A 25,537-nucleotide genomic window follows, 5' to 3' on the forward strand; every position below is an offset into this window, starting at 1 on the left:
TCCTTGTTTTAGTAAATAAATCTGACGATTTCGCTTGACGTCACGAGAGCAAGCGGTTGAGCCAGCAGCCTTCCATCGGCAAAATCATGCTCGAACATGACCAGCATGGCTTGGTCCTGCGTGTCACCGTGCTTGAGTAGCGGCAGCAGCTGCGTGCTCGACTGGCCCAGCGCCGGAATATCGCCGAGAACGATCCGTTTGCCCTGCTCGTCCTCCAGGATGTAATCCTCCCCAATCTGGCCAAGTTTGGCGTAGTGAAGCAGCATCACCGGATGTTTGTCGGACAGCGGGTTTTTCAATTGATTTTTGACCGTCTTGACCGCCTCGACATACGAACGCCGGGCATGGCTCCCGATCGTCCCGTAGTCCTCCGGCTTCATATCGCGGACCGTCATGTCCTCCCATCGCGCCCGCGGATTCAAGTCTCCCGGGTAGACGAGCAGCTCCTTCGCGGCAACGACCGAGAAGAACGAATCCTCTTCCTTCAAATGCTTCGCCGCCCGGAACGGTCTGTAGCTGCGGACCGCAAAAATGTCTCCGCTCTGCAGCTCCATCCAAAAGCCTTCATCGACGTACTCGCCTCTTGCCTCATCCGTATACGAACGGAAAGTGAGCTGCGCCAATTCCGCCTGTTGCCGGGCTAATCCGTGCTCGCGGAGCTCGGCCAGCTGCCAGGCATGCCCGAGCCGTTCTTCCAAGCCGCTTTCCGTATCTGGCGGAAGCTCAGGATTTTGCTGTCTTTCCGTTAAATAGTCCCTGCTTTTCTTAACCAAAGACTGCAATATGGTTAAGCGGTCCATCGCTTCCGTGTACACGCGCTCACGGTCTTCGGACGTACGCAGGATAAAGAGCAGCTCGCGAAACGCCGCCTGAATGCCGGGAATATAGTAGTTTCCAAGCTGCTTCGCTTGGTCTTCCATCATCTTGGCCGTTTTCGCGTCAAGTCCCGCCAGCCCGTTCTGCACGATCTGGTGAACCAGCTTTTCCAATAAGCCGATGCCTTCGAGTTGGGCGGCCCGTTTCTTGGCCAAGGCCGATTTGTTCGGCTTTCGCTTGACGGCCGTCTCTTCTCCGGCAGCCGCCGTTTCCTTCTTCTTCTCCTCCCGTTTCTCCGCCTTGTCCCGCTTGTCCGCGATGTCCTGAGGAATCGCATCAACCTGGAATTGTTTACCGAGAACGTAGGCGTACATCAAGCCTAAAATATGCTTGCACGGAAATTGCCGGCTCGGGCAGCTGCAGCGAAACACAGGGCTGTCCTGCTTGACGAAATCGACGGAGCAACGGTACGGCTCCTTGCCGCTTCCTTTGCATTCCCCGAAAATAAGCGTTTCGTCCTCCGACCGGCACAGCTTCGGGAAGCTGTTTTTCTTGACGAGATCCCTGCCGTTCTTGATCGCAGCGGCATTTAACGCAACGGAATCCACATAAGCTTCTGTCATCGTAGCTATCATCGCATGCTCCTTGGTAAAAATAAGGTGATCTTAGCCTTTTTCCACGTGCAGGAGCCTTTTTCCTTTTTTTAAATGGTAAAAAAATAGCATTCAATCTCGGATGGCGATGGCTGCAGGCAAAAAAAAAGACCAAGCCCGCTCCAAACGGACTTGGTCTATCGTGGGTTGCTATATAAACGAGATGGCTTTCAGCAGCCGGTACAGCATGGTCGCCGCCTCGGCTCGCGAGGCCGAATCGGCCGGCCGGAAACGGCCTTGGTCGTCGCCCTCGATAATCCCGGCTTTGACCGCCTGACGCACCGCGTCGCCGGCCCATGCGGAAATATTGGCGGAATCTTGGAACGATTCGCCGGCGCTGCGGATGTCTGCGGGCTTGGCCCCGACGTACTTGATCGCACGCGCCGTCATGGCCGCCAGTTCTTCCCGGGTGACGGTTTGATTCGGACGGAAGGTGCCGTCTTCGTACCCGTCGATCAGCTTCGCTTTATGCGCGGCGCCGACCGCTGAGGCGAACCAATCGCCATCTTTTACATCGCCGAACGGCGCCTTCTCTTGCGAGACGTTGAGCCCCAGCGAGCGAACCAGCAGGGCGGCCCATTCCGCCCGGGTCACGCGGCCTTCCGGCTCGTACGCATCAGCCTTTCGCCCTTGCACGATCAGCTTGGACGCCAGCGATTCGATTGTCGATTTCGCCCAATGTCCTTGCAGATCGCCGAACGAAACGGAGCGGTCGAGCACCGTATACACGCTGAAGCCTTGTCGTTTCAGCTTCGCAACGGGCTTGCCGTCCCGGGTCTCAAATACGGTCGGGACAAACCGGTATTCGCGCGCTACAGGGTCCCACCATACGCCGGTGGCGGTTGCCGCATTCGCTTGCCCGTTTAACGGCAGCGTGCGGACGGTATAGCTGGTGAAGACATTTTGCTTCACTTCGTTGCCGTTGCTATCCGTGATGCGAACGTAGAAATCAGCCGGAGCTGCGAGTTCCTTGCCGCCTATGCGGCGGAGCGCCTCGCTGAGCTGCTCGCGCTCTTGAGCATCGGGCGTTCGAATTCCGACGTTAACGTGGAGATCGTCGGCCGGTAAACCGAGCAGCTTCGCCAGCGTCTGCGGGTCGATCTGCGCCAGCGGCAGCTCCATCAGCCCGCCGGCCGTCTGGAACAAGATCGACAGCTCCGGATTCATCGCCAGCAGCTTCGCAATCGTAGCCGATGGCAGCTCCACGTAAGCGGAGGAAGCGGAAGCCGTGACCCGGACAAGACCGGTTCGGATGTCGTCCTGCGATACCTGGATTGTTTCTTTCGAGCCGTCGTGCGAGCGGACGTTTACCGCAATCCCTTCGGGATTCGGCGTCGGCGCCGGACCCGACGATCCCCCGGAAGACGCCGAAGGCGAATCGCTACCGCTGTCATTGCTCCAAGCGGTCACGCGGATAACAGCGGTCGCCGAACGGCCGCCGTAAGTGGCGGTTACGACTGTCGTTCCCGGCTGCAGCGCAGTCACAACGCCTTCCTCATTGATCCCGGCAATCCCCGCGGCTTGGAATGTGTAGACAGCCGCGCGGCCGATTAGCGTCGTGCTCTTATCCGAGAAATCCGCTATGAGTACGGCCGGAACGGATTGGCCCGTTTTCAGCTCGTACGTATCCGGCGTAAAGCGGATGCCGGTAAGGGCAACATCAAGGTTGACAATAATCGTCGCCTGAACCGTATCCTCGCCGTACGTTGCGCTCACCACGGTTGTTCCTGCCTTTTTGCCGGTAACCACTCCGTGCAGATCCACTTCCGCGATAGCGGCGTCCTTGACGGAGTAAATCACTCCGTTCGTCAGGACGATTCGTCCGCCTCCGTACGTTGCGCTGACGACCGTATTGGCCTGCTCTCCTACCTTCAGGCTGTAAGAAGGCCGGTCGAAGGCGAGGCCGGTGATGCTTTTATTGACGAGGACGGACGTTTCGGCCTTGATGCCGCCATACGTCGCCGCCAGCACGGTGCTTCCGCTTCTTACCCCGGTGAGCTGACCGGATTCGTTGACCAAGGCCACGGACGTATCCTTGACCGTATACACAACGCCAGCAGTTAATCTGACAACCTTGCTGTCCGAGTAAGTCGCCTTCACAACGGTATCCCGGGTTTCCCCCGTCTTAACCGCATACTCCGATGCCTCAAAAGCGATTCCCAGCAAAACCGGAGGTTGGATTTTCAGCGTCAGAACCTTGGATACGGCTATGCCGTTACCGTCCTTCACTTGAATCGTCACCGTGTAGACACCGGATTCCTTCGGCGTTCCGTTTATCGTTCCTCTGGAAGCATCCAGTGTCAGGCCATCAGGTAGACGGCCGTCTTCGACACTCCAGCGGTAGGTGCCGCTGCCACCCGCCGCACTTAAGGTTCTGCCTGCATAGGTCAAGCCTACGGTACCTTCCGGCAGAGGCGCCGCCGTGAAGATCAGCTCCGGATTCACTTGGATGCTAAGGTTCTTAACGACCGTGACTCCGTTGCTGTCCTTCACTTGAACCTGAAACTCATAATTTCCTGCCGTCGTCGGCTTCCCTTGAACGAAAGCTTTCTTCGGATCGAGCGGGTCGACGGCAAACGTCAGTCCCGCAGGAAGCGAACCGCTGACCGACCATGTGTAGGTCCCGCTGCCGCCGGCTGCGGAAAACTCTTGGTTGGCGTAAGCCACACCGACCGTTCCTTCAGTCAGCTCCGGCGTTTGAACCTTCAATGCCGCACGGACTAGCAGTGTGACAGCTTTTGTCGCCTTCACACCATTGCCATCCGCAACCTGGACCGTGAAGCTGTACGTACCTTCCGCCGACGGCGTCCCGCTTATCGCGGCGGTCGCCGGATCAAACGTCATACCGGCCGGAAGCGAGCCGCTTACGACGGACCATGTGTACGTCCCGTTCCCACCGCTTGCGCTGAGTATTTGCTGCGGATAGGCGATTCCCACGGTGCCTTCCGGCAGAGCCGGCGCTTGAATGACAAGCTGCGGATGAATCTGAAGCGTCAGCGCTCTTGACGCCGTTATCGAGTTGCCGTCCGTCACCAGAACCGTGAAGGAGAACGCGCCTTCGCCGGTCGGTGTGCCGCTCAAGGTGCCATCTGCCGCAAGCGTCAACCCGCTGGGCAGTGTTCCCGCGACAGTGCTCCAAGTGTAGACGCCGTTGCCGCCTTTGGCCTCAAGCGAAGCCGTATAGGCTGCTCCGACAGCCCCATGCGGCACGCCGGTTGTCGAAATCTCAAGCAGCGGATTTACCTGAATCGTGAGCTCTTTTGTCGCCGTTACGCCGTTGCCATCCGTAATCTGAACGGTAAAGCTGTAGCCGTTCGCCAACGTTGGCGTGCCGCTGAGCTTCGCCGTCGCGGGATCGAACGTCATGCCCGCGGGCAGAACGCCGTCTGCGACAGCCCACACGTACATCCCATCGCCGCCCGTCGCTGTCAACGTTTGCGAATAGGCGACGCCAACCGTACCTTGCGGCAAGCTCGAAGCAACGATTTGCGGCTTCGGATAGATCGCGGTCGCATCGCTAGCCGAGTTGTTGCCCGAATTGATCTCGCCTCCACCGGAAACGGCTGCCGTGTTCGTGACACTCGCAGGCGCATCTTGATCTACCGATACCGTTACGGTGATCGGAGGATAAGCGGCTCCTCCTGCCAGCGCATCGGATCGGGTACAGCTTGACGTTCCGATATCGCAGGTCCAGCCATTTCCGACAAGTCCCTTCAACGTGAGCCCGGCAGGCAGTGTGTCCGTCACCGTTACAACGTCGTCCGTTGCGCCTTGTCCGTTATTAGTCACGGTCAACGTATATACGGCCGAGGCTTGCCCTTGCGTAAAGCTGCCCGTATGCGACTTTACCAACGTCAAATCGGCTACGGGAATGATCGTCGTCGGATCGCTAGCCGTATTATTGGCGTTATTGGCATCGCCGCCGCCTGAGACTGTGGCCGTATTCGTGAGCTGCGCAGCCGCATTGGCGGCAACGTTCACCGTCAAGGTGATCGGCGGATAGCTCCCCCCGGAAGCAAGCGCGTCCGATCTGCTGCAGGTGAGCGTTCCCGCATCACAAGTCCAGCCCGCACCCGCGAATCCCGTAACGGTCATCCCCGCAGGCAGCGTGTCGGCTACCGTCACCGTACCGCTTGTCAAGCCGGTTCCGGCATTGCGGACGTTGATCGTATACGAAGCCCCCGTTTGCCCTTGCTTAAAGTTCCCTGCATGCGATTTCGTAATCGTCAGATCGGGCAATTGAATGATATTCGTCGGATCGCTGGCGGTGTTATTCGACGCATTGATATCTCCGCCGCCCGAAACCTCGGCTACGTTCGTTACGCTTGCAGGCGCATTCGCCGCCACGCTTACCTTCAGCGTAATGTCCGGATAGCTCGCCCCCGTCTGGAGCGCGTCCGTTCGCGTGCAGGTGCGCGTGCCCAAAGTACAAGTCCAGCCCGCTCCCCCCAGCTGGGTGGCCGTCAATCCGGCGGGCAGCGAATCTTTTACCGTTACCGTACCGCTTGTGGCGACGTCTCCGAGGTTTTTGACCGTCATTGTATACGTAGCGCCGGTTTGCCCCTGCGTAAAGTTGCCGGTGTGCGTCTTGGTGATGGAAAGGTCCGGCGGACCTGTAACCGTCAGTTTGAACGAAGTGCTTAAACTGCGGGACATTCCCGAAACCGAGCTGTTGGCGGTCACCTGAATGTCGGCCGTGCCGATTGCAGCCGGCGTGACGGTCAATGTGCGGGATGCCCCGCTGCCTGTGATGACGATGCTTCCGTCCGGAACCACCGCTTGATCGGAGGAACCGGCCGCCAGCCCGGAAAGCTTCGTTTCGTCCCACGGGAGGGTCAGCGTATAGTTGCCGTTCAAGCTGATCGTGGCATCCGGCAGGCCTTCATAAGCGCCGATATCAACAACGGCGTTCTTTTTCCGCAGGAAGCCCCGTTGGTCGAACGTCGTTGCCAAAGCATTGCTTCCTTTGCCGATCGCGGGACTGCTTCCCTTCAAAGCATTCGTTTCGCCCAAACCGCCATTGGCGGCCAAAGGAAGCACACCCGGGTCGGCAACGTCTACCAGATTCCCGCTCCCTCCCGGCACAAGTCCGTTGCCTCCTAGCCCGACCAGATTGTAGCTGCTCGTGGCGTCGATTCCCGCAACGACATTTTGACCGGTCCTTGCTTCAATATCGCTTGCAGCGTTCCCTGCCTTGCTGTTCCCGGCGGCAAGCGTGTTTTGCAGCTTAGGATTGCCATCCAGCACATACAACCCGCCGCCCCCCTGATCGGCGTTATTGCTGAACAAAGTGACGTGCGTCAGCGTAATGTTTCCTTTCGAAGCGACATACAAGCCGCCGCCTTTCCCCTTGGCCGTATTGCCGCTGATCGTCGTATTCGTTATCGTGGCCGGTGCGCTGAGGTAAAGTCCACCGCCGCCTGCCTGAGGATCGCTCGTTCCGTTGGCTTGGTTGCGGGAAATCGTTGTGCCGTCGATCCGGATCTGCCCCCCTACCGAAGCGGGAAAAATAGTCATCCCGCCCCCCAAACCGTTCGAAGCGATATTGCCATCGATAACGGAGCTTAATACGTCGATGTTCATATCGCCCTCAAAATGCACGCCGCCTCCCCGTTCCATAGCGGTGTTTCCTTGAACGACCGTGTTGCGAACAACCGCCTTGCCTCCGGGCAGTCCGGCGATATTCATGCCGCCGCCCCAATGGCCGGGGGCTGATACGGAATTCCCGGTGACGACGCAGTTCTCGATCGTTACCGTGCCTTGGCTGCCTGTGTAACCAAGAATTCCTCCGCCTCCGTACAGGTCGCCAGCCCAAAGCTGTCCGCCGCTGACCGTCAGCGCCTTCAACGAGATGTTATAGCCGGTATCCGAATCCGGATTCAGATTGAATACCCGATTGGCTGCTCCCACCCTCGGTTTGATCACCGTGCCCGCTGGATTCCCGTTAGGGTCTCCTCCCGCTCCGATGATCTCCACGTTGCTGCGAATTGCCAATTCTCCCGAATCCAACACGTAAGTCCCGGCCGGGATTTGGATCGTATTCGATCCGCCCGAACCGTTGCTTTGATTCACCGCCGCCCGCAGCGTGCAATGACCCGATACCGAGCAGTCTCCTGGTGTATCGTCTGTCGTGTCCACGGTTATCGTAGCTGCGAAAGCGGAGGAGGCTGCAAACATGGACAAAAGCAACAATAAAACCGCCGCACCGCCGAAAACGGCAAGCGTCCGTACAAAGCTTGCGGCTCGCCCCGCTTCGGCATGATCAACCATGGCGCTCATTCTCATTCCCATATCCTTCCTTCGTCCCACCGATTCTCCCTTTTAAACGACCAATAGCGTACCGGATACCGGCGCATCAGCCTCTGGGAGGAAAAATACCAGTAATACAAATAATAAAATGAACGGCAAGATAGGGCTGCATATTGTTATGAGGCTGGGAGCCCCCTGCTGATTGGACCGCCCCCGGATCCAGCCGAACGGGATTCGTAAAGCCGCCGTAAGCGGCTCCCCCGACACGCCCCGGGGTTTTCGCCCATACCATTCCTTCGACCGTCGTTCCGGAACCTAAAGCGGCGGAGTTGACCGGATGCGTGTGTGCGGGAAGCTCCGCTGCCATTAGCGTTACCGTTTGGCTGCCTCCTGACTGTCCGATATTCCGTTCCGTTAACCCCGGCCCTTGCCCCCAATGCATCGGAGCCGCTCCCTGCAAATTTGGCAGGCCAAACGTCGTTTTCCCGTCTCCTCCATACTTCGTGCCAATGATCGAAAACAAAGCCGTATTTTGCGCAATCAGCATAAGTTGTCCGTTGCAGAAAGCCCAGCCTTTAGGAGCAAAATTGCCTGCAAACATCGTGATCTCCCCATAAAAACTATCCATGAGCCTGCTCCTTCCTCCTACCCCCTGCTTGGATAAATGCCTTGAATCGCAATGCAAAAATTCAAAACCGTATAGGGCTGCATGTTCGTGTGACCTTGATTTTGTCCCACATTGACCACAGCGCCCGCACTCAGCTGTTTGTCGGCTTGCGTATGGTAGGAGCTTACTGCCGTTTTGGCCCAGACGTTATTTACGGGGCTTTTGGACGAGGCTATGTCATTGCTCCCCCACGCCTGATGGGTATGTGCCGGTATTTCGTTTATAGTCAACGCATGCATTTCTTCACCCCCGGCTTGTCCTAAGGTGAAATCTTTCGATAAGTGAATCGGCACCCGCCCGCGCAAATCCGGGAGCGCAAAGGTGGTTACTCCGTTCCCGCCATAGGTCGTTCCCAGAATGGAAAACAAAGCCTGATTCTGATTAATCGGCAAAATTTGTCCGTTGCATTGAGCCCATCCGCGCGGCGCAAAGCCAAAAGCAAATAATTTAATTTGTCCGAAATAAGGTTCCGACACCCCAACTCCTCCTTCTGCAATCCGTCTAAATTAGTTTTGGGGAGGGTAAGTCCCATACAAGGAAATAATGAACGAAACGGTTGTGAAAGGCATCATATTGTCATGCGGCTGACCGCCTCCGGATTGCGCTAAGGCGCCGGGGTTCATCGTTCCGCTCGGCGTTCCGCCGCCGAACTGCGTTAGCGTCGAGTTCGCCCAGTACCCGTCATTCGGCGAATCCGTCGTTCCCTGCTGCGACTGAGCCATCGCCATATGCGTATGCGCGGGCAGCTGGTTCGTGTTCAGCGTTACGGATTCGACGCCATAATTTTGTCCCAATACATAAGAACTGCTCCCTGGCCGCTGCCCCATATGGATCGGCACCCGTCCCCTCAAGTCCGGCAAAGCAAAGGTCACCTGCCCGTCCCCGCCGTAGGTCGTGCCAATCAGGTTGAAGAGAGTATCATTCTCTGCAATGGACAAAAGCTGACCGTCGCAAAACGCCCAGCCTGTAGGCGCAAACTCTCCGGCAAACATCCGGATTTCGCCTAAATACGGCTCTGCCATCCATAATCAACTCCTTTTTTGATTCAGTATAGTGAACGCTATTGTGCTGCCAGCGGGCGGCTAAATATAACTTCATACAGAAAACCTTCGGGATTTTTGCCTACGGGTACCGTAAAAAGGTGGAGTTCGCCCAACTGTGGATGCTTGAACGGATAGATCTGCTGTGGGAGAAATGGTTCCGGGGGGCCTGCAAAGAGTAATGAAAACTGCTCGTAATCGGGTGAGGTGCCTGTGTCCTTGACCTCGATCAAAATCAATTCGGCTTCGCTTTCATCCAGCAGCACTTTAAAGCTGGTATGCAGCACGCCATGAAAAGATGAAAAAGAATCCGCGCGCAAAATATCACCTACATTTAGGATAGAGTGTCAGCATGCCAAATCATCTCGCAGTACAATTCGTTTTCTTGCTCCGTACGGAACCCGAGCCGTTCGTATAAACGCCGGGCCGGATTATGAACCTGCACGCTCAGGCAAAGCGGCTTCGCGGCTTTTTGCGCTTCGTGCTGAAGCGTTTGCAGCAGCGATGTGCCAATCCCCTGCCGTTGATACGCAGGAAGCAAGGCCAGATCGACCAGCACGATCCGGTCTTCCAGCCGGGCCGTCATCCAACGGCCAACCCGTTCCTGCCCACGCCAAACGATCTCCCATGCGGCTTCCGGATACTGTACGGCGTATGCCTTTTGCTGAAACTGGTACTGCATCCGGAGAAACTGGTCGATCTGTCCGGGTCCCCAGCCCCATGCCCCGACTTCCTCGATCCGGCTGCTTGCATACACATCATAAAGAAAGGGCTCGTCCTCCGCTTGGGCGCGGGAAAAACGTAACACCGCCTGCACCTGCCTTCGGGCCTGATTGCCGTCAAAAAAATTGTCCGCTGCGTCTGCCGCCATATTCCGCAAACCAGCATTTTATGCTATCTTAAAATTTAGGTATAAAATACTAGATTATTCAATTAAATTATACATAGTTTCCTAGCATTCGGCTACAACGAATTGATGCTCTAATAGAGGAGATTGCTAATGAAAAATAAAACGCTTTCCCGACGCACGTTTCTGGCTTACCTTGGCACCGGAGCCGTTACGATTGCCGCCGCATCGACAGGCTTGGGCGCTTTTACCGGCAGCGCTGCCGCAAGCGATCTCCTGTTCGACCGGAAAACCGGCAAAGTAACCGACGCTTTCGCACCGATCGAACCGGGGGCGGGCGACGAGCTCGTCCTCCCCAAAGGCTTCAGGCACGACGTTCTGGTCAGCTTCGGAGACCCGATCAACGGCAAGGGCGATACGTTCGGCTACAACAACGAGTTTACCCGCTTCTTTCCGTTTGACGACAAGCAGGTGAACGGACTTCTCTGGGTCAATCACGCCTCTGTCCACCCGCTGCTCGCACTGGGCCAGCGGCAGCCCGGCCCTCTCGGAACAGATCAGGTTAAATCGCTATTGTACAACCAAGGGGCCTCTATCGTCGAAGCATACCGAGATCGGGAAGGCAAGTGGAGAATCAACCCCGACTCCGCGTACGGACGGCGAATTACGGGCTACGACCGGGTCGAGCTTACCGGACCGGCCCGGGGAACGCGCGCCGTGAAGGGAGCCTCGCTGGTGCAAGGCACCTTCGGGAACGGCGCAGGGAGCGTAACGCCGTGGGGCACGGTGCTATCCTGCGAAGGAGACTTCGAGAGCACCTGCGGCAGCGCCGGGCTTGAGCTCTCGCATTACGGCTGGGTGGTCGAAGCCGATCCGTTCGACAGCAATTTCAAGCTGCGTAAGCATACTGCCCTTGGCCGGTTCCATCACGGCCAGTTGGCCGTAACGCTAAGCAAGGACGGCCGTGTGGTCGTCTATATGGGAGACACGACCCCGGATTCGTGTCTTTACAAATTTGTCAGCTCCGGGAAGTTCAATGCAAGTGCGGGGAAAGCAAACGCCGACCTGCTGACCGAAGGCATGCTTTACGCGGCCGACCTCGTCAACGGGCGATGGGTTCCGCTGACGATCGAAACCGTCAAGAAAGCGTTGAACCGCGACGACTTCCGAGTGCCGTTCGGCGTCAATCAAATTAAGGAAGTGCTCGTCGAGCGGTACAAGGAGCAAGCCGATGTGCTCGTCTACGCTCAGGACGCCGCCTTGATCTTGGGTGCGACGCCAACCGACAGGCCGGCCGGACTGGCTGTTCATGCCAAAAGCGGCGCCCTGATCGCCGCCTATCCGAATAATATACGCCACGGGAATATCCACGGGCATCTGGCGCAGCTCACAGAGCAGGACGGTGACGCAGGCGCCGCGGCGTTCGACTATGAAATCGTATCGAACGGCGGGCGCAGCAGCGGCTACAGCTCGCCGGGAACGCTCCTCTTCGACGACCGGAGCAACCTGTGGGTCGCCTCCGATATCCCGGCGGACAAGCTGAATCAAGGCGCATACGCCCCGTTCCGCAACAACGGGCTGTACGTGGTCCGCACAGCCGGCCAGGATGCCGCGGCGGCGCAGCTTTTTGCTTCCGCGCCCGTCGAAGCGGCCTTTACGGGCCCCTGCTTCACGGGGGACGAACGGACCTTGTTCCTGTCCGTCTCGCACCCCGGTCAAGCCACGGCGCAAGCCGGCAAACCGACGAGCCTATGGCCCCACCGCTCCGGGGATTCCGGTCCCCGTCCGTCCGTCGTCGCCATCAGCGGCTTCGCTTAAAACGGAAGACAAGCCTCCACGGTGGAGGCTTTTTCCTCATAAAAAGCACCGGATTTACGCTTTAATACCGTCGAATCGTGTCGAAGCCTTGGAATTTTTCCTTTCAAAGGCTATAATGTCATCAGAGTGAATTTGGCAGAAGAAATGGAAGTGGAATGAACTTGCGAAAAATTGGAAGAAATGAGCCGTGTCCCTGCGGCAGCGGAAAGAAGTACAAGCACTGCTGCCTTCTGACCGGTGAAGCGCCTCAACTCCAAGCGGCAGCGCCGAATACCGGCTCGCCGTCCAACATCCGGCCTTCAGCGGATCAAGGTCCGTCTCTCAATGCGGAAACCGTGCAGACACTTATTGAGGTGCTGGACTGGCCTCAAGAAATATATCAATCGGTCGCCGAACAATTAGCCGGACAAATGGCAGGAACCTTCAATTGGCAGCGCATTACGGAAGCCGTTGCCTTGTGGCATGCTTACGCGTCCCACGAACGCCCGCAGATCCGCAAAGCAGACGTGATGCTCGCCGCTATGGAATACGCCATCGGCTCCATGCACGGCGTTGCCGAAGTGACGCAATCGGCGCTTTCGGCCAAATACAACGTATCGTCCGGTTCGATCGCCCAACGGGCACAAAAAATTACGGAGTTCGCCGAGCAGATGAAAAACGGCAAATAAAACCGTAAGATATTCCGCAAAAAACAAAAACCGTTCTCCCGACTCATCGGGAAAACGGTTTTTTTTGTCGTTTCGACGAAGAAATGGTCATCTGACGCCGCGCGGTACTACAACCCGAAAACATGCTTGGCCGTTTGCGTCGTCGCTTCGGCCACTTCCTCCGCGCTTTTGCCCATACAAGTGGAGACAGCCTGCAAGATGTGCGGCAGAAACGCGGGCTCGTTGCGTCCGTCCGCCGGCTTGGCGGGCAGATCCCGCGGCGTCAGGAACGGGGCGTCCGTCTCGATCATCAGCCGGTCGAGCGGGATGCGCCGCACCAGCTCCCGCAGATGCTTGCCCCGCCGCTCGTCGCAGATCCAGCCCGTAATCCCGATATACAGTCCCATATCGAGATACGTCTTCAGCTCGCTTGCGCTGCCGGTGAAGCAGTGGACGACCGCCCGGTCGATCCGGTGCAGATGCGTCTTCAAAATGCGGACGAAATCCGCATGCGCCTCCCGCTCGTGCAGGAACAACGGCATCCGCAGCTCGCACGCCAGCATGACCTGCGCTTCGAACCATTTCCTCTGCACGTCGCGCGGCGAGAAGTCGCGGTTGTAATCCAAACCGCATTCTCCGATCGCTACGACGGAAGGCAGCGCGGCCAGCTTCCGCAACTGTGCCAGCGTGTCCGGGCCGCAGTTGCGGGCGTCGTGCGGATGGATGCCTGCGGTGGAGTACAGCTTGCCCGGGAATCGGGCCGCATACCGCGCAGCTTCTTCGCTGTTTCGCATATGCGTCCCCGTCAAGATGAGCGGCGAGACGCCCTCCGCTTCCGCCCGGGTGACGACCTGGTCGCGGTCCGGATGAAACGAGCGGTGCATCAGGTTAACTCCGATATCGACCAGCGAAGGCTTCCTCATCGTTTGCTCGCTCCTTTTCCATCGTCTACAGCGCAGCAGGACGCCGGCACTTCGTCGGCCAGCCACACTTCATTTCCCGCAAAATAAAACGATACGCCCATACTGCGGGCTTTAGCCGTGTCCACGCGCAGGATGACAAGCTCCCCTCTGCGGCTGCCTGCCAATGTGGCGAACTGTAGCCCTTCGGACAAATGCACGTACTGGCGGCCCATCGGGCGGATGCCTTCCCGCAGAATTGCCGGCGCGGCATGACGGTTCGTGCCATGATACAGCGTCTCGGGCGGGTCGCCGGGCTCGTAGCGAATCTTCTCGAAGCTGTGCCCGTATCGGGCGCGGATGCGGCCATTCGCGATTTCGAAGCGCTGCTTATCTGATTTGCGCACGACCTGCTCTACATCCTGCAGCGTGATCGACGCCCATCTGGGCTGCGACCGGATGGCGCGCATCATGTCTTTCAGTTCGCACGATCCGTCCATTGGGTCCAGAACGAGCCCGAACGCTTTGGGATCGTGCCTTAACAGTTTGGTCATAAATTTGCTTAAGCGAATTTCCGTTTTTTCATTTAACATGTCGATCTCTTCCTTATTTAAAAAGTTCACATAACCAGGCTAGCCGGTCGTTTCGTATGCCGGTTGGCATAGGCGGAGGCGGCGTACGAGTCAGGCTTCACCCTAGCGGCGTATCTTCCCATCGCTTCGACCCGGTCCACCATCTCCTGAACGTACAGCGACGTCTTGTTGACGACCGGCTCCGTGCCCGCATCAATATCGATGAACGCTTCCAGCGAAGCGCCTTGGTACACATAGGGCAGCAGCAGCTCTTCCATCCGGTTCACCGCGTCCCCCTCGAAATAGCAGGCTATCTCTTGCGAGAGCGACGTTTCGATCGTCAGCTTCTCTTTGACGGAGGTCAGCTCCCGGGGAAGCACCACCTGCCGGTAGCAGGCCCAAGCCCCTTTGCCCGGACGGCGGATAATAATGCCGGTCACGAATTTGGTGTGACCGCGGTGAACCTGGCTGTCGGTACCGATCATCAGTTGATACGGCGATGCCGGATCTAGAGAGACGAACCGCAGCATCCGCTCGATCACATCGTCGAGGGAGAGGCGGCGTTCTGTCACATTGTGAAATGTGAGGTCATCGTGCATGGTAAAAAGATTTGTTCGCTTCATGGTTGTTTGTCACCTGTACAACGTACACGGCATCCTTTCGTTATGTATTTGGTTGGAGCCGGCGGGACTTGAACCCGCGGCCTCCGGTCTGACGAACCGGCGAGAACTCCCGCTTCTCCACAGCTCCATGTGAGTATAGGGGAAGATGGAATCGAACCACCGCTCGCGGCTTCAAAGGCCGCTGCCTTACCACTTGGCGATTCCCCTGAGTTGGACGGATAGGTGCGGGGACGGCCCGCAGGTCTGCCAGTCGCCGAATATAGCAGCAACCTCTATGACTACATCCTATCCATGATGAAATGGTGACGCATGGGGGATTCGAACCCGCCGAGTGCACGAGTGAAAGTCGTGTGGCTTAACCGCTTGCCTAATGCGCCGCGTTAAAAATGAAAAAGACTGCGAGCTCACGCGCTTTTCTCCGCCCGGATTCGTGCCAAGGCATAAGAAAAGCCGCCGTGATCCGGCAGCCTTGTATCTCCGCATTTCGCATACGCCGAAACGTATGTCAGAATCGCCCGACCTTCAGGGAAGGAGGGGTTCGGAGCAGACCAAGACTACTGGATTTTGTTTGTAATTCAAATTGAACCTCATGAACATGGACAATCTTATCATGATTCGTCATCGCTACTCTCTCCTTCCACGTGAATTTAAGCAAACAAAAAAGCTGCGCTTCGTCCCTTTTTCCCGCCACGAAGGCAAAAGAAAAAGGCTACGACGATTCGCAGCCTCACCTACCGAATTCCGATTACGATGCGTCTAAAAGCCCCAAACATCGTACAGGTACGCGAAAGCTACGTAAAAAGCGTTGGTTATGAAAGGAATCATGAGCGAAACCATGCTCGGTATGTAACAGTTGTTCGAATGCGATATGCGTTCTCATGTTCCTAACCTCCCTTCGCTTTTGTGTTCATCAAGTTGGTGAAATCTTATCACGCGTACCGCGAGCATGTCAACCATTATTTTTGTAAAATTGTATTTCTTTAACTTTCACACTTTACCGCCGTAAGGAGACAGCGTGGTAAAAAATGGGTTTCCTCCGAAGCGGTCCGACCATGCCATGATCGAGAGCCCGCATAAAGATCCCGAGCAAAAAAGGTAAGGATGACAAGCCGGATCAAGCAAAACGCAAACAGACTGCCGAATGGCAGTCTCAGAGTGTTGAGAAAGTGGTTTTCACAAAAAATAGAGAAACATCCGGAGGGGGGGTATCTACTGGAGGAGCGATAGCGTTCGTCTTTGTCTGCGGGAAATACCCGCTGTTAAGCGGATTCTAATGAAAATTTCCTGCAGACCCGGGGTCCCCGCAAAGTACTCGGACTGAGCTTCTCCGATTCCACTTCACTTTGCGGGGTGGAGTAGCGACCGGAAGTAGATACCCCACCCCCTCGTCGCATCCTTCATTCGCATTTTATCTGCGTGAAGACCGCATCAGCCATAGAAAATAAGGCGCTCCGAGGAGCGAGACGATCAGGCCCGACGGAATTTCCTTGGGCGGCAGCAGATTGCGGCCGACGATGTCGGCCAATACGAGCAGGACGGCCCCGAGCAGTGCAGCAAGCGGCATGAGCCGGCGATGATTGTGCCCGATCAGAAGACGCGCCGCATGAGGGGCGATCAGCCCGACGAAGCCGATCGTGCCTACGATCGATACGGCCGCAGCCGCCAGCGCCACGCCGATCGCCGCCGCTCTCAGCCGCGTTTGCTCGACGTTGACCCCGAGGCCCACGGCGCCCTCCTGACCGAAGGCCAAAATGTCCACTCTCCGCCCGATCAGCCATGCCAGCGGCAGCAGCAGCACGGGCCACACCACAAGCTGCGCCAGCTCCTCCCAGCCCCGCGCGTACGTGCTGCCGGAAATCCAGGCTAACGCCACGGCCACGTTCATTTTGGTCTGCACCACGATGAGCTGAATGACGGCCGAGCCGCACGCGGATACCGCGATCCCGACGAGCGCCAACACGGCAGGCTGCAGGCCCGTTTTGCGGGCGATCAGATAGACGATCAGCGCCGCAGCGATCGCTCCAGCGAAGGAAGCAAACGGCAGCAGAGCGATCGGCAGCTCCGGCCAGACGAGCAGCAGAAGCAGTGCGCCGACTCCGGCCCCGGCCGAGACGCCGACGATGGATGGGTCGGCCATCGGATTGCGCACGACCCCCTGCAGCAGCAGGCCGCTGACCGCAAGCGCCGCGCCGGCGCAGGCCGCGACGAGCATCCGGGGCAGCCGCTGGTCGAGCACGATCGAGCGGGCCAGCTCGGGGCCTTCGCCTTGAACCGCCGCCAGCACGTCTTGCAGCGGGATTTTCACATCGCCGAAGATCATGCCCAGAATCGTGACCGCGACGAGCAGCACCGCGAATAGACCAAGGAGCGCACGGTACGAAAGGAAGCGGGACGTCGTGCCAAGCGACGAGGCGGACGGCTTCGGCACCTCGCGATGCTTTTGCGCCGCCCGGTAGGACAAATAGGCGAGGCAAGGCCCCCCGATAAGCGCCGTAACCGCGCCTACCGGAAGCTCGCCGTACGAGCTGTTGTTGGCCAGCCGGCTGCCCACGTCGGCTGCCACCAGAATGACGGCCCCCCATAAGAAAGAGGCCGGCAGAAGCAGCTTGTGGCTGCGCACCCCGATCAAGCGAACCAGATGCGGCGCGAGCAGCCCGACAAAGCCGATCGGACCGACGATACTGACGATCACGGCGGCAAGCAGCAGCGCCAGAACCAGACTGATCAGCCGGATGCGCCCTACATGCTGACCGAGCGACTGCGCCGTCTCTTCGCTGAGCAGCAGCAGGTCGAGCGAGCGGGAGAGAAACAGGGCTGCCGCGGCGGCAGCCCCAACCCAAGGCCAGGCGGCGCCAACGCCGCTCCAGTCGTTCTGTACGAGCGTGCCGCTGCCCCACAGAAACAGGCCGCTCGTTTCCTCTTCGAACAATAGCTGCAGCGCGCCGGTCATCGCGGACACGGCCATCGATACGATCATTCCGGCCAGTGTCATGCGCAGCGGCGTCGCGCGCAGCCCCCCGGCCAGCGAATAAGCCAGCAGCGCCGCGAAAACGGCACCGCCGAACGCCACCAGCATCGGCGAGACGCCCATCAGCGACGGGGCGAACACGGTGGCCGCCACGACCGCGAAATAGGCGCCTGCATTGATGCCGAGCGTACCGGCCGAAGCCAGCGGGTTGCGGGTAATCGTCTGCAGCAGCACGCCCGCGACCGCAAGCGCCCCGCCGGCCAGCATGCCGGCAACGACTCGCGGCAGCCGCAGCGTGCGTACGATCTGGTGCTCGGCCGTATCCTGCGGAGCGAAGACCGCTTCAAGTACCATGCGGGGAGTCAGATCGGCCGCTCCCTGCATCACATGAACGACCATGAGCAGGAGCAGCAGCGCCGCTCCCCCTCCGAACACGAGAACGGGCGGGGCCCAGCCGCGCATAAAGAAAGCAGCGTTTACGCCGCTTCTTTCCGTTCTCATTTGGTCATCGCCGCCGCCGCTTTTTCAGCGATCAGCTGTGCCGACAGCGGTCCGCCGAACAGCCACGTATCGCCGCCCATCGCGTACATCCGGTTTTCCTTGACGAAATCGAGGTTTTTCCATACCGGATTTTCCTTCAGTTGATTGGTGAAAATGTTATCGTCATCCTGCACGATGTAGAAGAAATTCGCTTTCTTCATGGCGAGCAGCGGCTCGACGCCCCCTTCTTCGAAGGTCGGGACGTAGCCCTTCGGCTTGAACGCGTTTTTCATCCCCAGCTTGATCAGCACCTTGGCCGACATCGCGTTATCCGACATGATGCGCATCGTCGGCGCTTTTTTCAGCGAGAAAGCTTGCACAAGGATGAATTCGGAGTCCGCTTTGCCCGCTTTCTTCACTTTGTCGGCCAGTCCGGCAATCGCCGTGTCGACTTCCTTCAGCACTTTTTCCCCTTCGTCCTTCTTGTTCAGCGCGTCCGCGGCGATCCGGAAATTTTTCTCCATCATCGCGTAAGCATCCGGCTCCTTTTCCGTGTTCGTATAAAACACGACGGTCGGAGCGATCGCTTTTAATTTATCGTAAAAGGCTTCGACGCGGTTGGTCGCGATGATCAAATCCGGCTTCAGTGCGGAGATTTGCTCCAAACTCGGCTCGACCCGGCTGCCGACATCCTTCACGTCCGGGGACAGCTCGTGCTTCACCTTCACCCATTTCTTGTAGCCTTCGATATCGGCAATGCCGACCGGCTGTACGCCCAGCGCCAGCACATCCTCGACAACCGACCATTCGATGGCGACGATGCGCTGCGGCGTGCCTTTGATCTCCGTGGTGCCGAGCAGATGGTTGATGGTCCGAACCGCCGGATCTTGCGATTTGCCCTGCTCTTGCGTCGAAGCTTGCTCCGGCTTCTTGGCGTCGGTGCCGGAAGCGGCTTTCGGAGCGGAAGATGTATTGGTATTCGCCGTTCCGCAGCCGGCGATGAAGAGCATGGCGCAGCAAAAGACCAGTAAAAAACAATGCATAGATCGTGACATGATAGAGCCCCCCAAGTATGTACATTAATTGATAATAATTATCATTATCAATTGACAGTTTAAAATGGTTTCCTGCTTCTGTCAATCCCCAGTTGTTCGGATGAAATTGGAGATGAAAACTATGGCTAAAGATTTTCCCGGGAAATACTTTATGAGATAATGATGCCAACAAAGCAGGCGTTACGAAAAAGGGGGAGCCTTCGTGAACCACAGTATGACGCTGAATTCGGACGATGAGCGGATAAGTTACCTTCGCCGCAACGATGCCAAGCTGGCCGCTCTGATCGCCCTCATCGGCGAATTGACGTTTAACGTGCGCAGCAGCCATTTTGAGTCGCTGGTGCTGTCGATTGTCGGGCAACAGCTTTCCGTGAAAGCAGCAGCCACCATCAACAACCGGGTAAGATCGCTCGTCTCCTCCATCACTCCCGAGGAGATCGCCCACGTCGATCCGGAAGCTCTCCGAACCGCAGGGCTATCGTTCGCCAAAATCAACTACATCAAAGACTTGAGTGCCAAGCTGCTTCATCAGGAAATCGACCTGACCCTGTTGCCCCAACTGGAAGACCGCGAAGTCGTTGAGATGCTCACCAAGGTAAAAGGGATCGGCCAATGGACGGCAGAAATGTTTCTGATCTTTTCTTTGGGGCGAATGAACGTGCTGTCTCTGGGCGATGTGGGACTGGTGCGAGGAGCCCGATGGCTGTATTCGGCAGAACATAAAAAAGACGGCAACCCTTTGGCGCAGCATGCGCAGAAATGGTCGCCGTATTGCAGCGTCGCCTCCCTCTACTTATGGGAAGCCGTCAACCGCGGATATGTCGATTCAGGCAAAACGGTCGAGGAACTCGTCTCAGGCTGAGCTGCTTTTTCCGTCGAACCGTCGGTTCAGAGCAAATCGTCGAATAGGCTTGACTCGGTTTTGGAAGGCCAGCGCTGCCCCCGTTCCCAGTTCAAAACAAACGACTCGTAGCGCCGATTCTCCGGGAAAACGTCCAAATTCCCGAAATACCTCTCGATCGCGAGAAGCTGGGACGTATGGGCGCGCAGCGCTGCTGCTTTGACGCTCCATGCTTGCTCCGTATCAATGACGAGCGTAGGCTCGTAGCCTTGCTCGGTCAGCGTCTTCGACCGAATGTAGTACAGCTTCTGGACCGATGGGCACCGCCCGTTCAGGACGGCCGCTGTCGCAAACCGCGAAATCGCCATATGATCGGGATGAAAATTGCCACCATCCTCCGGAAACGTTACCACGATTCTCAAACGGTGTTTGTTGATGAAACGGATGACCGCCTCCAGAAAGAGCGTCTCGTCGACCGTGTCCAGTTTTCCGTCGGGGAAGCCGAGATGCTTCACTTCCGCAATGCCCAGCACCGCGGCGGCCTTCTCCATTTCCTTGACCCGGATCGCGGCAAGCTCCTCCTTCGTCGCTTGCGCCGCGTAGCCGTTCTTTTGCCCCGCTTCGCCCTTGGTCGCCAGCAGCAGCACGGGCGCATGCCCTTCATCCGCCAGCTGCCGGATCAGGCACGCGCTCAAAAAGGTTTCATCGTCCGGGTGCGCGTATAAAAATCCGATCGGTTCTCCCATCGTCAGACGCCTCCTTTTTAGACCCATTATAGCCTACTTTCGGGAGATCAAAACGAGCGACATCCCTTTTTTCCGTATCGGTCATCTGCCCCTTTTCGTAACGGAAGGGGGCTGGCGAATGACGGCCACGCTCGATTCCCGCACAATGAGCCGAGGCTCGAACTGTACGCGTTCATATTCCCCAGTACCGTGGTCGCGAATCCGCTTCAGCAAAAGCTCGGTAGCCAGGCGGGCCACTTCATCCCCCATGATCGAGACCGAGCTGATTTGCGGGCTTGTCACCGTCGACCACAAGTTGTTGTCGATGCCCACGACCGCCACATCCTCCGGTACGCGAATGCCCAGCTCCTTGAAGCGATTCACAATGCCGATGGCCACCATGTCGTTGACCGCATAGATGGCATCCGGCATATGTTTGAGGCTGTAAAAGTAATCGGCCGCGCGCAAGCCTGTTTCAAACGAGAAATCCTCGCCGAAAAAAACGAGGGAAGGATCTACCTGCGGCAGCGACTGCTCGTAGGCAAAATACCGTTCCTCAATTTTGTTCTTCGGGGCACCCGCGTATGCGATTCTCGTCCGGCCGATTTTGATTAGATGCTCCATCACGAGACGGCCTTCCTGGCTGGCCAAGCCGACAACGTCCGCTTTTACATGATCGTCGAGCTTTTTGCCATAGTTGATAATCGAGACGGGTACGCTTGCTTTATTGATCAGTTCCACCAATGTTTTGGGATACGCGAGCGGCATAATAATCAGCCCGTCCACATGCAGCTTCTTTACCTCGCGCACCGTTTCAAGCTCGGTCCGGGCGTTCCCGGTGGTGTTGATCTGCACGACGCGGTAGCCATGCTGCTTCGCCGTCTGTTCCACGGACCAGGCGATTTCGGGAATGATCGCATTGCGGATATCCGGCACGGCCAGGGCAATCTGGTACGTTTGCCGCACCTTCAAGCTTTGCGCCGAAGTATTCGGAGTGAAGCCCATTTCCTCAATTACCTGCAGGATCTGCGCCTTCGTTTTGGGACTGATTCCGCCGCTATCGTTAATGGCGCGCGATACGGTGGCGATCCCCACCCCCGCTTTCTTCGCCACATCTTCAATTGTTACTTTTTGCTTTCTGGTCAAGAGCGATGTCCTTTCTTGATTGGAATCGTTTTCTATGATACGAACCGATGTCGCTTGTCTCTTTTTATTATAGCATACGATGCCGCCGTTTGTGACGAGCCATTGGCAAGCACGTTAAGCCGTCCCCTCTGCTTAAACCATCTTCATTCGTAAATCAATTTGACAAATGTATCAAACTTGTGACATTATTTATTGACGGAAACGTTTCCTATTTTATCGCTAAATTGATTTTATTACTCGACCCAGTAAGGAGATGTAATGCAAGCATGAAGGCGTTGCGATGGCATGGTGTGAAGGATCTGCGTTTGGAAACGATTACGGAACCACAAGCGCTCCAAGGAAAAGTGAAAATCCGCGTGGAATGGTGCGGCATTTGCGGAAGCGACCTGCATGAATATGTGGCCGGCCCGATTTTTATTCCGGAAAGCACTGCCCACCCGCTGACAAAAGAAAAAGCCCCTATCGTGATGGGGCATGAATTTTCCGGACAAGTCGTCGAGATCGGGGAAGGTGTCGCCTCGGTGAAGGTGGGCGACCGGGTCGTCGTCGAGCCCGTCTTCGCGTGCGGGACATGCCCGTCGTGCAAGCAGGGCAAATATAACCTCTGCGAAAAAATGGGCTTTCTCGGCCTCGCCGGTGGTGGTGGCGGCTTCTCCGAATACGTAGCGGTCGATGAACACATGGTCCACAAAATTCCCGACAGTGTCTCTTACGAGCAAGGCGCTCTGGTCGAACCGTCCGCTGTCGCGCTGTACGCCGTTCGTTCAAGCCAACTGAAGGTCGGGGACAAAGCCGTCGTGTTCGGTACCGGCCCGATCGGCCTGCTGGTCATCGAGGCACTGAAGGCTTCCGGCGCCTCGGAAATTTATGCCGTCGAGCTTTCACCGGAACGCAAGCGCAAAGCGGAAGAGCTCGGCGCGATCGTCATCGATCCGAAAGAATACGATGTGGTGCAAGAGATTCACAAACGGACAGGCGGCGGCGCCGACATTGCCTTCGAGGTCACCGGGGTACCTCCTGTTCTCACCCAAGCTATCGAGTCGACCAAAGTCGCCGGACAGATCATGATTGTCAGCATCTTCGAAAGAGAAGCGCCGATCCGGCCGAATCACCTCGTCATGAAGGAGCGGAACATGACAGGCATCATCGGGTACCGCAATGTATTCCCGGCGGTCATCCGGTTGATGGAAAAAGGCTTTTTCCCTGCCGAGAAGCTGGTTACGAAGCGAATCAAGCTGGACGAAGCGGTGGAGCATGGCTTTGAGGCGTTGTTGAAAGAAAAGAATCAAGTAAAAATCCTCGTAACTCCTAAACCGTAAACAGCGGATTTTAGCGAAAAGCAGTCTCGGCATGGATGTCCGGGATTGCTTTTCTTTATACGCCGGCAACGTGGCGTGTTACCGTTTGGTCGTTACCCATTTTTAATGCAGCGGTTTGATAAATTTCTTTTTTTCTTTAGACCAAGCTTTAATAATGACTCCATCATTTCTTATTAACTGGTAGTTCTCACACTCTTTGATTATCAACCTCCAAAGATCATGCCGAAGAATGTCCTCGTCTGACGGTTCCAAGGGGGACCAATCAAGTTCGCCTAATGCTTTTATGTTAATATCTTCATAAGTTTCATACTCCGTGAGGCATTCGGAACATCTAAAACGAATTTTATGATTGATGCTGTTCTTCTTTATTTCTATCCATCCCTGATTACAACCATCACACCAATCAACTTTGTATTTGTAAACTGCTGTCATCCTGTTCCTCCTTTAAATCAGAATGACGACGCAAGGGTGAGTGCAATGTAGTTTTTATCTTTAATCATGTCTCGGATATGATAATGATTTTAAATCCAGGTTTCTTTTGCTCAAGCTCCAAAAATATGTCTAAGATCTTTTCTGCATAAGTACCTAAATTTTTGACTGCTATATCATAATTTTTCCACTCAATTGTAAGTGGAGATTCTAAAAAATCGGTAAAGAATTCCCACATCGAATCTAGGTTATTCCCCCAATAGGTGTGCTTCAAATGTTCTTTCTTTACAAGTTTTCCCCTTAAAATATTATGCGTTGTGTCGTAAGAAACGAATTCTACCCCATCTATTGTTATTTTTTTCATGAATACCTCATTCTGATTTATAAATCGGACCATTATCTACTAGAATAAATGTCATCTACTCAAAATAAAACAGAAAACTAGCACCATCATGCTTATAAAAGTTATACCAATTTGAACAACTTTACTTAATTTACTGTAAATTAATTTTATTAAAAGCAACGATAATATTAAGGAAACAAGTGGAATAATCGTAAACCCAGATAATGACAATATTAGTATTTGGCCTTCAAGATCGACTCTTCTCTCCAAGTAAGCTCCTAAACAATATACTATGATAAACCATATATTTAAAGCTACTGTTAGAAAAGAAATTATTTTCATTGTTCTATTGTATAACAGTCATGTACACCTCCGTAAAATTATTTATGCCGACTATTCCTAATTCGACCGACAGAAAAGTCTCCAAATTGTTGCATACGATTAAAATAATCATTTGGAAGATTTCCTCCAAACCAAGATAAGAGACCAAAATCTACTCCTGATACGACTCCTTGACAAACATTTGAACAAGTGTTGCCCCCACTATATTGAGGTACTTTTTGGAATGTCGACATTGCTCTGTCCATCATACTACTCTTTTGTCCTGAATTAGTAGGAATTGCAATGTATCTTGTATAATAATCATTTTCAGGATTAGCATAGCCATTCGACTTACCAGAAGTAGTATTTTCAATAACTTCACCATCTACTTTTCCAGTTGAGAAAAAATCATCAACAGATGTGACAAATGATAGTTTTGACGCCCACCAGTACCTATAACTTTTTTAACCTGACTAGCATCAAGCGATGCATCTGGTCCGAAAGATAAAATCAAACCTTCACCTTTGGAATTCTTAAACAACATCGCATTATGCCCTAATGATCCCACTGCATCCTCGTTATTTATAAGGTAAACGGTAGTAAGATCAGATTCCATAAAATGCTCTTTATCTGAAAAATATTTCGCACCATTTATCCCTGCTTTAAAATCAAGAAAATCTTTTCCACCATTACATCCACCTGCATGAGCATAATTTGTGCCGTTAACTGTATTTGTACACCAGTGGCCTGTAGGGTCAACATTTGTCAACGGATTGTTATGCACATACGTATACAAATTCAAACTGAGCGGATTCGCATTATCCCCTTCATACGTATCCTAGTTGATAAAGCGGCTCATCTAATTAAAAGGGCAACAACTGTTTTCCAATTGCCGCCCAACTATTATTATATCATCCTGCTTGCTTCATGGATATTTCTGGAATATTTTCACTGCTCCGCCGCGCAAACATTTTTTAGTGTTTTTTGCGTTGTCTGGGAAAAAAGAAAAACCACAACGCGAAAGGGCTTGAACTGTAACCCGTAAGATGGACACTTGAAAAAAAGTGACCTCTTACGGT

General features: G+C 55.4%; 21 protein-coding genes and 3 tRNA genes. 4 read left to right on the forward strand and 20 right to left on the reverse strand.

The annotated features are described in order from the left end of the window. Window positions 1–8 precede the first annotated feature (8 nt). The 7 genes from NI000_RS20525 to NI000_RS20555 form a co-directional block, all read right to left on the reverse strand. Window positions 9–1,448 (reverse strand): SWIM zinc finger family protein, encoded by a 1,440-nt coding sequence (locus tag NI000_RS20525; protein WP_253413333.1) that lies wholly within the window; start codon window positions 1,446–1,448, stop codon window positions 9–11. Window positions 1,449–1,619: 171 nt separating this feature from the next. Further along, complete coding sequence (locus tag NI000_RS20530) at window positions 1,620–7,748, reverse strand: putative Ig domain-containing protein (protein ID WP_253413307.1); 6,129 nt, start codon at window positions 7,746–7,748, stop codon at window positions 1,620–1,622. A 76-nt stretch (window positions 7,749–7,824) separates the two neighbouring features. Further along, on the reverse strand, window positions 7,825–8,346 hold the full coding sequence (locus NI000_RS20535; protein WP_253413308.1) for a phage tail protein: 522 nt from the start codon (window positions 8,344–8,346) through the stop codon (window positions 7,825–7,827). Window positions 8,347–8,363: 17 nt separating this feature from the next. Continuing rightward, a complete protein-coding gene (locus tag NI000_RS20540; protein ID WP_253413309.1) occupies window positions 8,364–8,861 on the reverse strand; it encodes a phage tail protein in 498 nt (165 codons plus the stop codon). Window positions 8,862–8,891: 30 nt separating this feature from the next. Beyond that, window positions 8,892–9,407, reverse strand: coding sequence for a phage tail protein (locus NI000_RS20545; protein WP_253413310.1), 516 nt, complete (start codon window positions 9,405–9,407; stop codon window positions 8,892–8,894). Window positions 9,408–9,445: 38 nt separating this feature from the next. Continuing rightward, the gene (locus NI000_RS20550) at window positions 9,446–9,745 is read right to left on the reverse strand and encodes a DUF6916 family protein (protein WP_253413311.1); all 300 of its coding nucleotides are present in this window, start codon (window positions 9,743–9,745) and stop codon (window positions 9,446–9,448) included. 14 nt (window positions 9,746–9,759) lie between these two features. Further along, complete coding sequence (locus NI000_RS20555; protein ID WP_253413312.1) at window positions 9,760–10,296, reverse strand: GNAT family N-acetyltransferase; 537 nt, start codon at window positions 10,294–10,296, stop codon at window positions 9,760–9,762. A gap of 129 nt (window positions 10,297–10,425) precedes the next feature. Between NI000_RS20555 and NI000_RS20560 the strand changes: the two genes are divergently transcribed. Continuing rightward, window positions 10,426–12,090, forward strand: coding sequence for a PhoX family protein (locus NI000_RS20560; protein ID WP_253413313.1), 1,665 nt, complete (start codon window positions 10,426–10,428; stop codon window positions 12,088–12,090). A 155-nt stretch (window positions 12,091–12,245) separates the two neighbouring features. Next, window positions 12,246–12,758: an SEC-C metal-binding domain-containing protein gene (locus NI000_RS20565; protein WP_253413314.1), complete on the forward strand. Its 513-nt coding sequence runs from the start codon at window positions 12,246–12,248 to the stop codon at window positions 12,756–12,758. 107 nt (window positions 12,759–12,865) lie between these two features. On the opposite strand, the gene NI000_RS20570 is transcribed toward NI000_RS20565, so the two are convergent. The 8 genes from NI000_RS20570 to NI000_RS20605 all read right to left on the reverse strand — a co-directional run bounded on the left by NI000_RS20570 (window position 12,866) and on the right by NI000_RS20605 (window position 19,334). Continuing rightward, a complete protein-coding gene (locus NI000_RS20570) occupies window positions 12,866–13,660 on the reverse strand; it encodes a TatD family hydrolase (protein WP_253413315.1) in 795 nt (264 codons plus the stop codon). Beyond that, the gene (locus NI000_RS20575; RefSeq protein ID WP_253413334.1) at window positions 13,657–14,229 is read right to left on the reverse strand and encodes an RNA 2'-phosphotransferase; all 573 of its coding nucleotides are present in this window, start codon (window positions 14,227–14,229) and stop codon (window positions 13,657–13,659) included. The genes NI000_RS20570 and NI000_RS20575 overlap by 4 nt, the downstream gene beginning before the upstream one ends. Window positions 14,230–14,255: 26 nt before the next feature. After that, complete coding sequence (locus tag NI000_RS20580) at window positions 14,256–14,831, reverse strand: ribonuclease H-like YkuK family protein (protein ID WP_253413316.1); 576 nt, start codon at window positions 14,829–14,831, stop codon at window positions 14,256–14,258. 53 nt (window positions 14,832–14,884) lie between these two features. Then, a tRNA-Asp gene (locus tag NI000_RS20585) sits at window positions 14,885–14,958 on the reverse strand. A 9-nt stretch (window positions 14,959–14,967) separates the two neighbouring features. After that, window positions 14,968–15,038: transfer RNA gene (locus NI000_RS20590), tRNA-Gln, on the reverse strand. Between the two features lie 93 nt (window positions 15,039–15,131). Beyond that, window positions 15,132–15,208 (reverse strand) — tRNA-Glu (locus tag NI000_RS20595). A 1,031-nt stretch (window positions 15,209–16,239) separates the two neighbouring features. After that, entirely contained in the window at window positions 16,240–18,300 is a 2,061-nt protein-coding gene (locus NI000_RS20600; protein WP_253413317.1) for an iron ABC transporter permease, read from the reverse strand. Then, on the reverse strand, window positions 18,297–19,334 hold the full coding sequence (locus tag NI000_RS20605; RefSeq protein WP_253413318.1) for an ABC transporter substrate-binding protein: 1,038 nt from the start codon (window positions 19,332–19,334) through the stop codon (window positions 18,297–18,299). The genes NI000_RS20600 and NI000_RS20605 overlap by 4 nt, the downstream gene beginning before the upstream one ends. 202 nt (window positions 19,335–19,536) lie before the next feature. Here NI000_RS20605 and NI000_RS20610 point away from each other — a divergent pair, with 202 nt between their 5' ends. After that, window positions 19,537–20,196 carry a DNA-3-methyladenine glycosylase family protein gene (locus NI000_RS20610; protein ID WP_253413319.1) on the forward strand — a complete coding sequence of 220 codons (660 nt, stop codon included), beginning with the start codon at window positions 19,537–19,539 and terminating at the stop codon, window positions 20,194–20,196. 26 nt (window positions 20,197–20,222) lie between these two features. Here the strand turns inward: NI000_RS20610 and NI000_RS20615 are convergent, their stop codons facing one another. Both NI000_RS20615 and NI000_RS20620 read right to left on the reverse strand, forming a co-directional pair. Beyond that, window positions 20,223–20,921 (reverse strand): PIG-L deacetylase family protein, encoded by a 699-nt coding sequence (locus NI000_RS20615; RefSeq protein ID WP_253413320.1) that lies wholly within the window; start codon window positions 20,919–20,921, stop codon window positions 20,223–20,225. An 81-nt stretch (window positions 20,922–21,002) separates the two neighbouring features. After that, complete coding sequence (locus NI000_RS20620; protein WP_253413321.1) at window positions 21,003–22,046, reverse strand: LacI family DNA-binding transcriptional regulator; 1,044 nt, start codon at window positions 22,044–22,046, stop codon at window positions 21,003–21,005. 266 nt (window positions 22,047–22,312) lie between these two features. Here NI000_RS20620 and NI000_RS20625 point away from each other — a divergent pair, with 266 nt between their 5' ends. Further along, window positions 22,313–23,365, forward strand: a complete 1,053-nt coding sequence (locus NI000_RS20625) for a 2,3-butanediol dehydrogenase (protein ID WP_010492777.1) — start codon at window positions 22,313–22,315, stop codon at window positions 23,363–23,365. Window positions 23,366–23,467: 102 nt separating this feature from the next. Here the strand turns inward: NI000_RS20625 and NI000_RS20630 are convergent, their stop codons facing one another. The 3 genes from NI000_RS20630 to NI000_RS20640 form a co-directional block, all read right to left on the reverse strand. Continuing rightward, on the reverse strand, window positions 23,468–23,797 hold the full coding sequence (locus tag NI000_RS20630; protein ID WP_253413322.1) for a hypothetical protein: 330 nt from the start codon (window positions 23,795–23,797) through the stop codon (window positions 23,468–23,470). Between the two features lie 64 nt (window positions 23,798–23,861). Next, a complete protein-coding gene (locus NI000_RS20635; RefSeq protein ID WP_253413323.1) occupies window positions 23,862–24,158 on the reverse strand; it encodes a barstar family protein in 297 nt (98 codons plus the stop codon). A 685-nt stretch (window positions 24,159–24,843) separates the two neighbouring features. Continuing rightward, complete coding sequence (locus NI000_RS20640; RefSeq protein WP_253413324.1) at window positions 24,844–25,254, reverse strand: hypothetical protein; 411 nt, start codon at window positions 25,252–25,254, stop codon at window positions 24,844–24,846. Window positions 25,255–25,537 lie beyond the last annotated feature (283 nt).

The sequence above is a fragment of the Paenibacillus tyrphae genome (assembly GCF_024158745.1).
In the GTDB taxonomy this organism is placed as follows: Bacteria; Bacillota; Bacilli; order Paenibacillales; family NBRC-103111; genus Paenibacillus_G; species Paenibacillus_G tyrfis_A.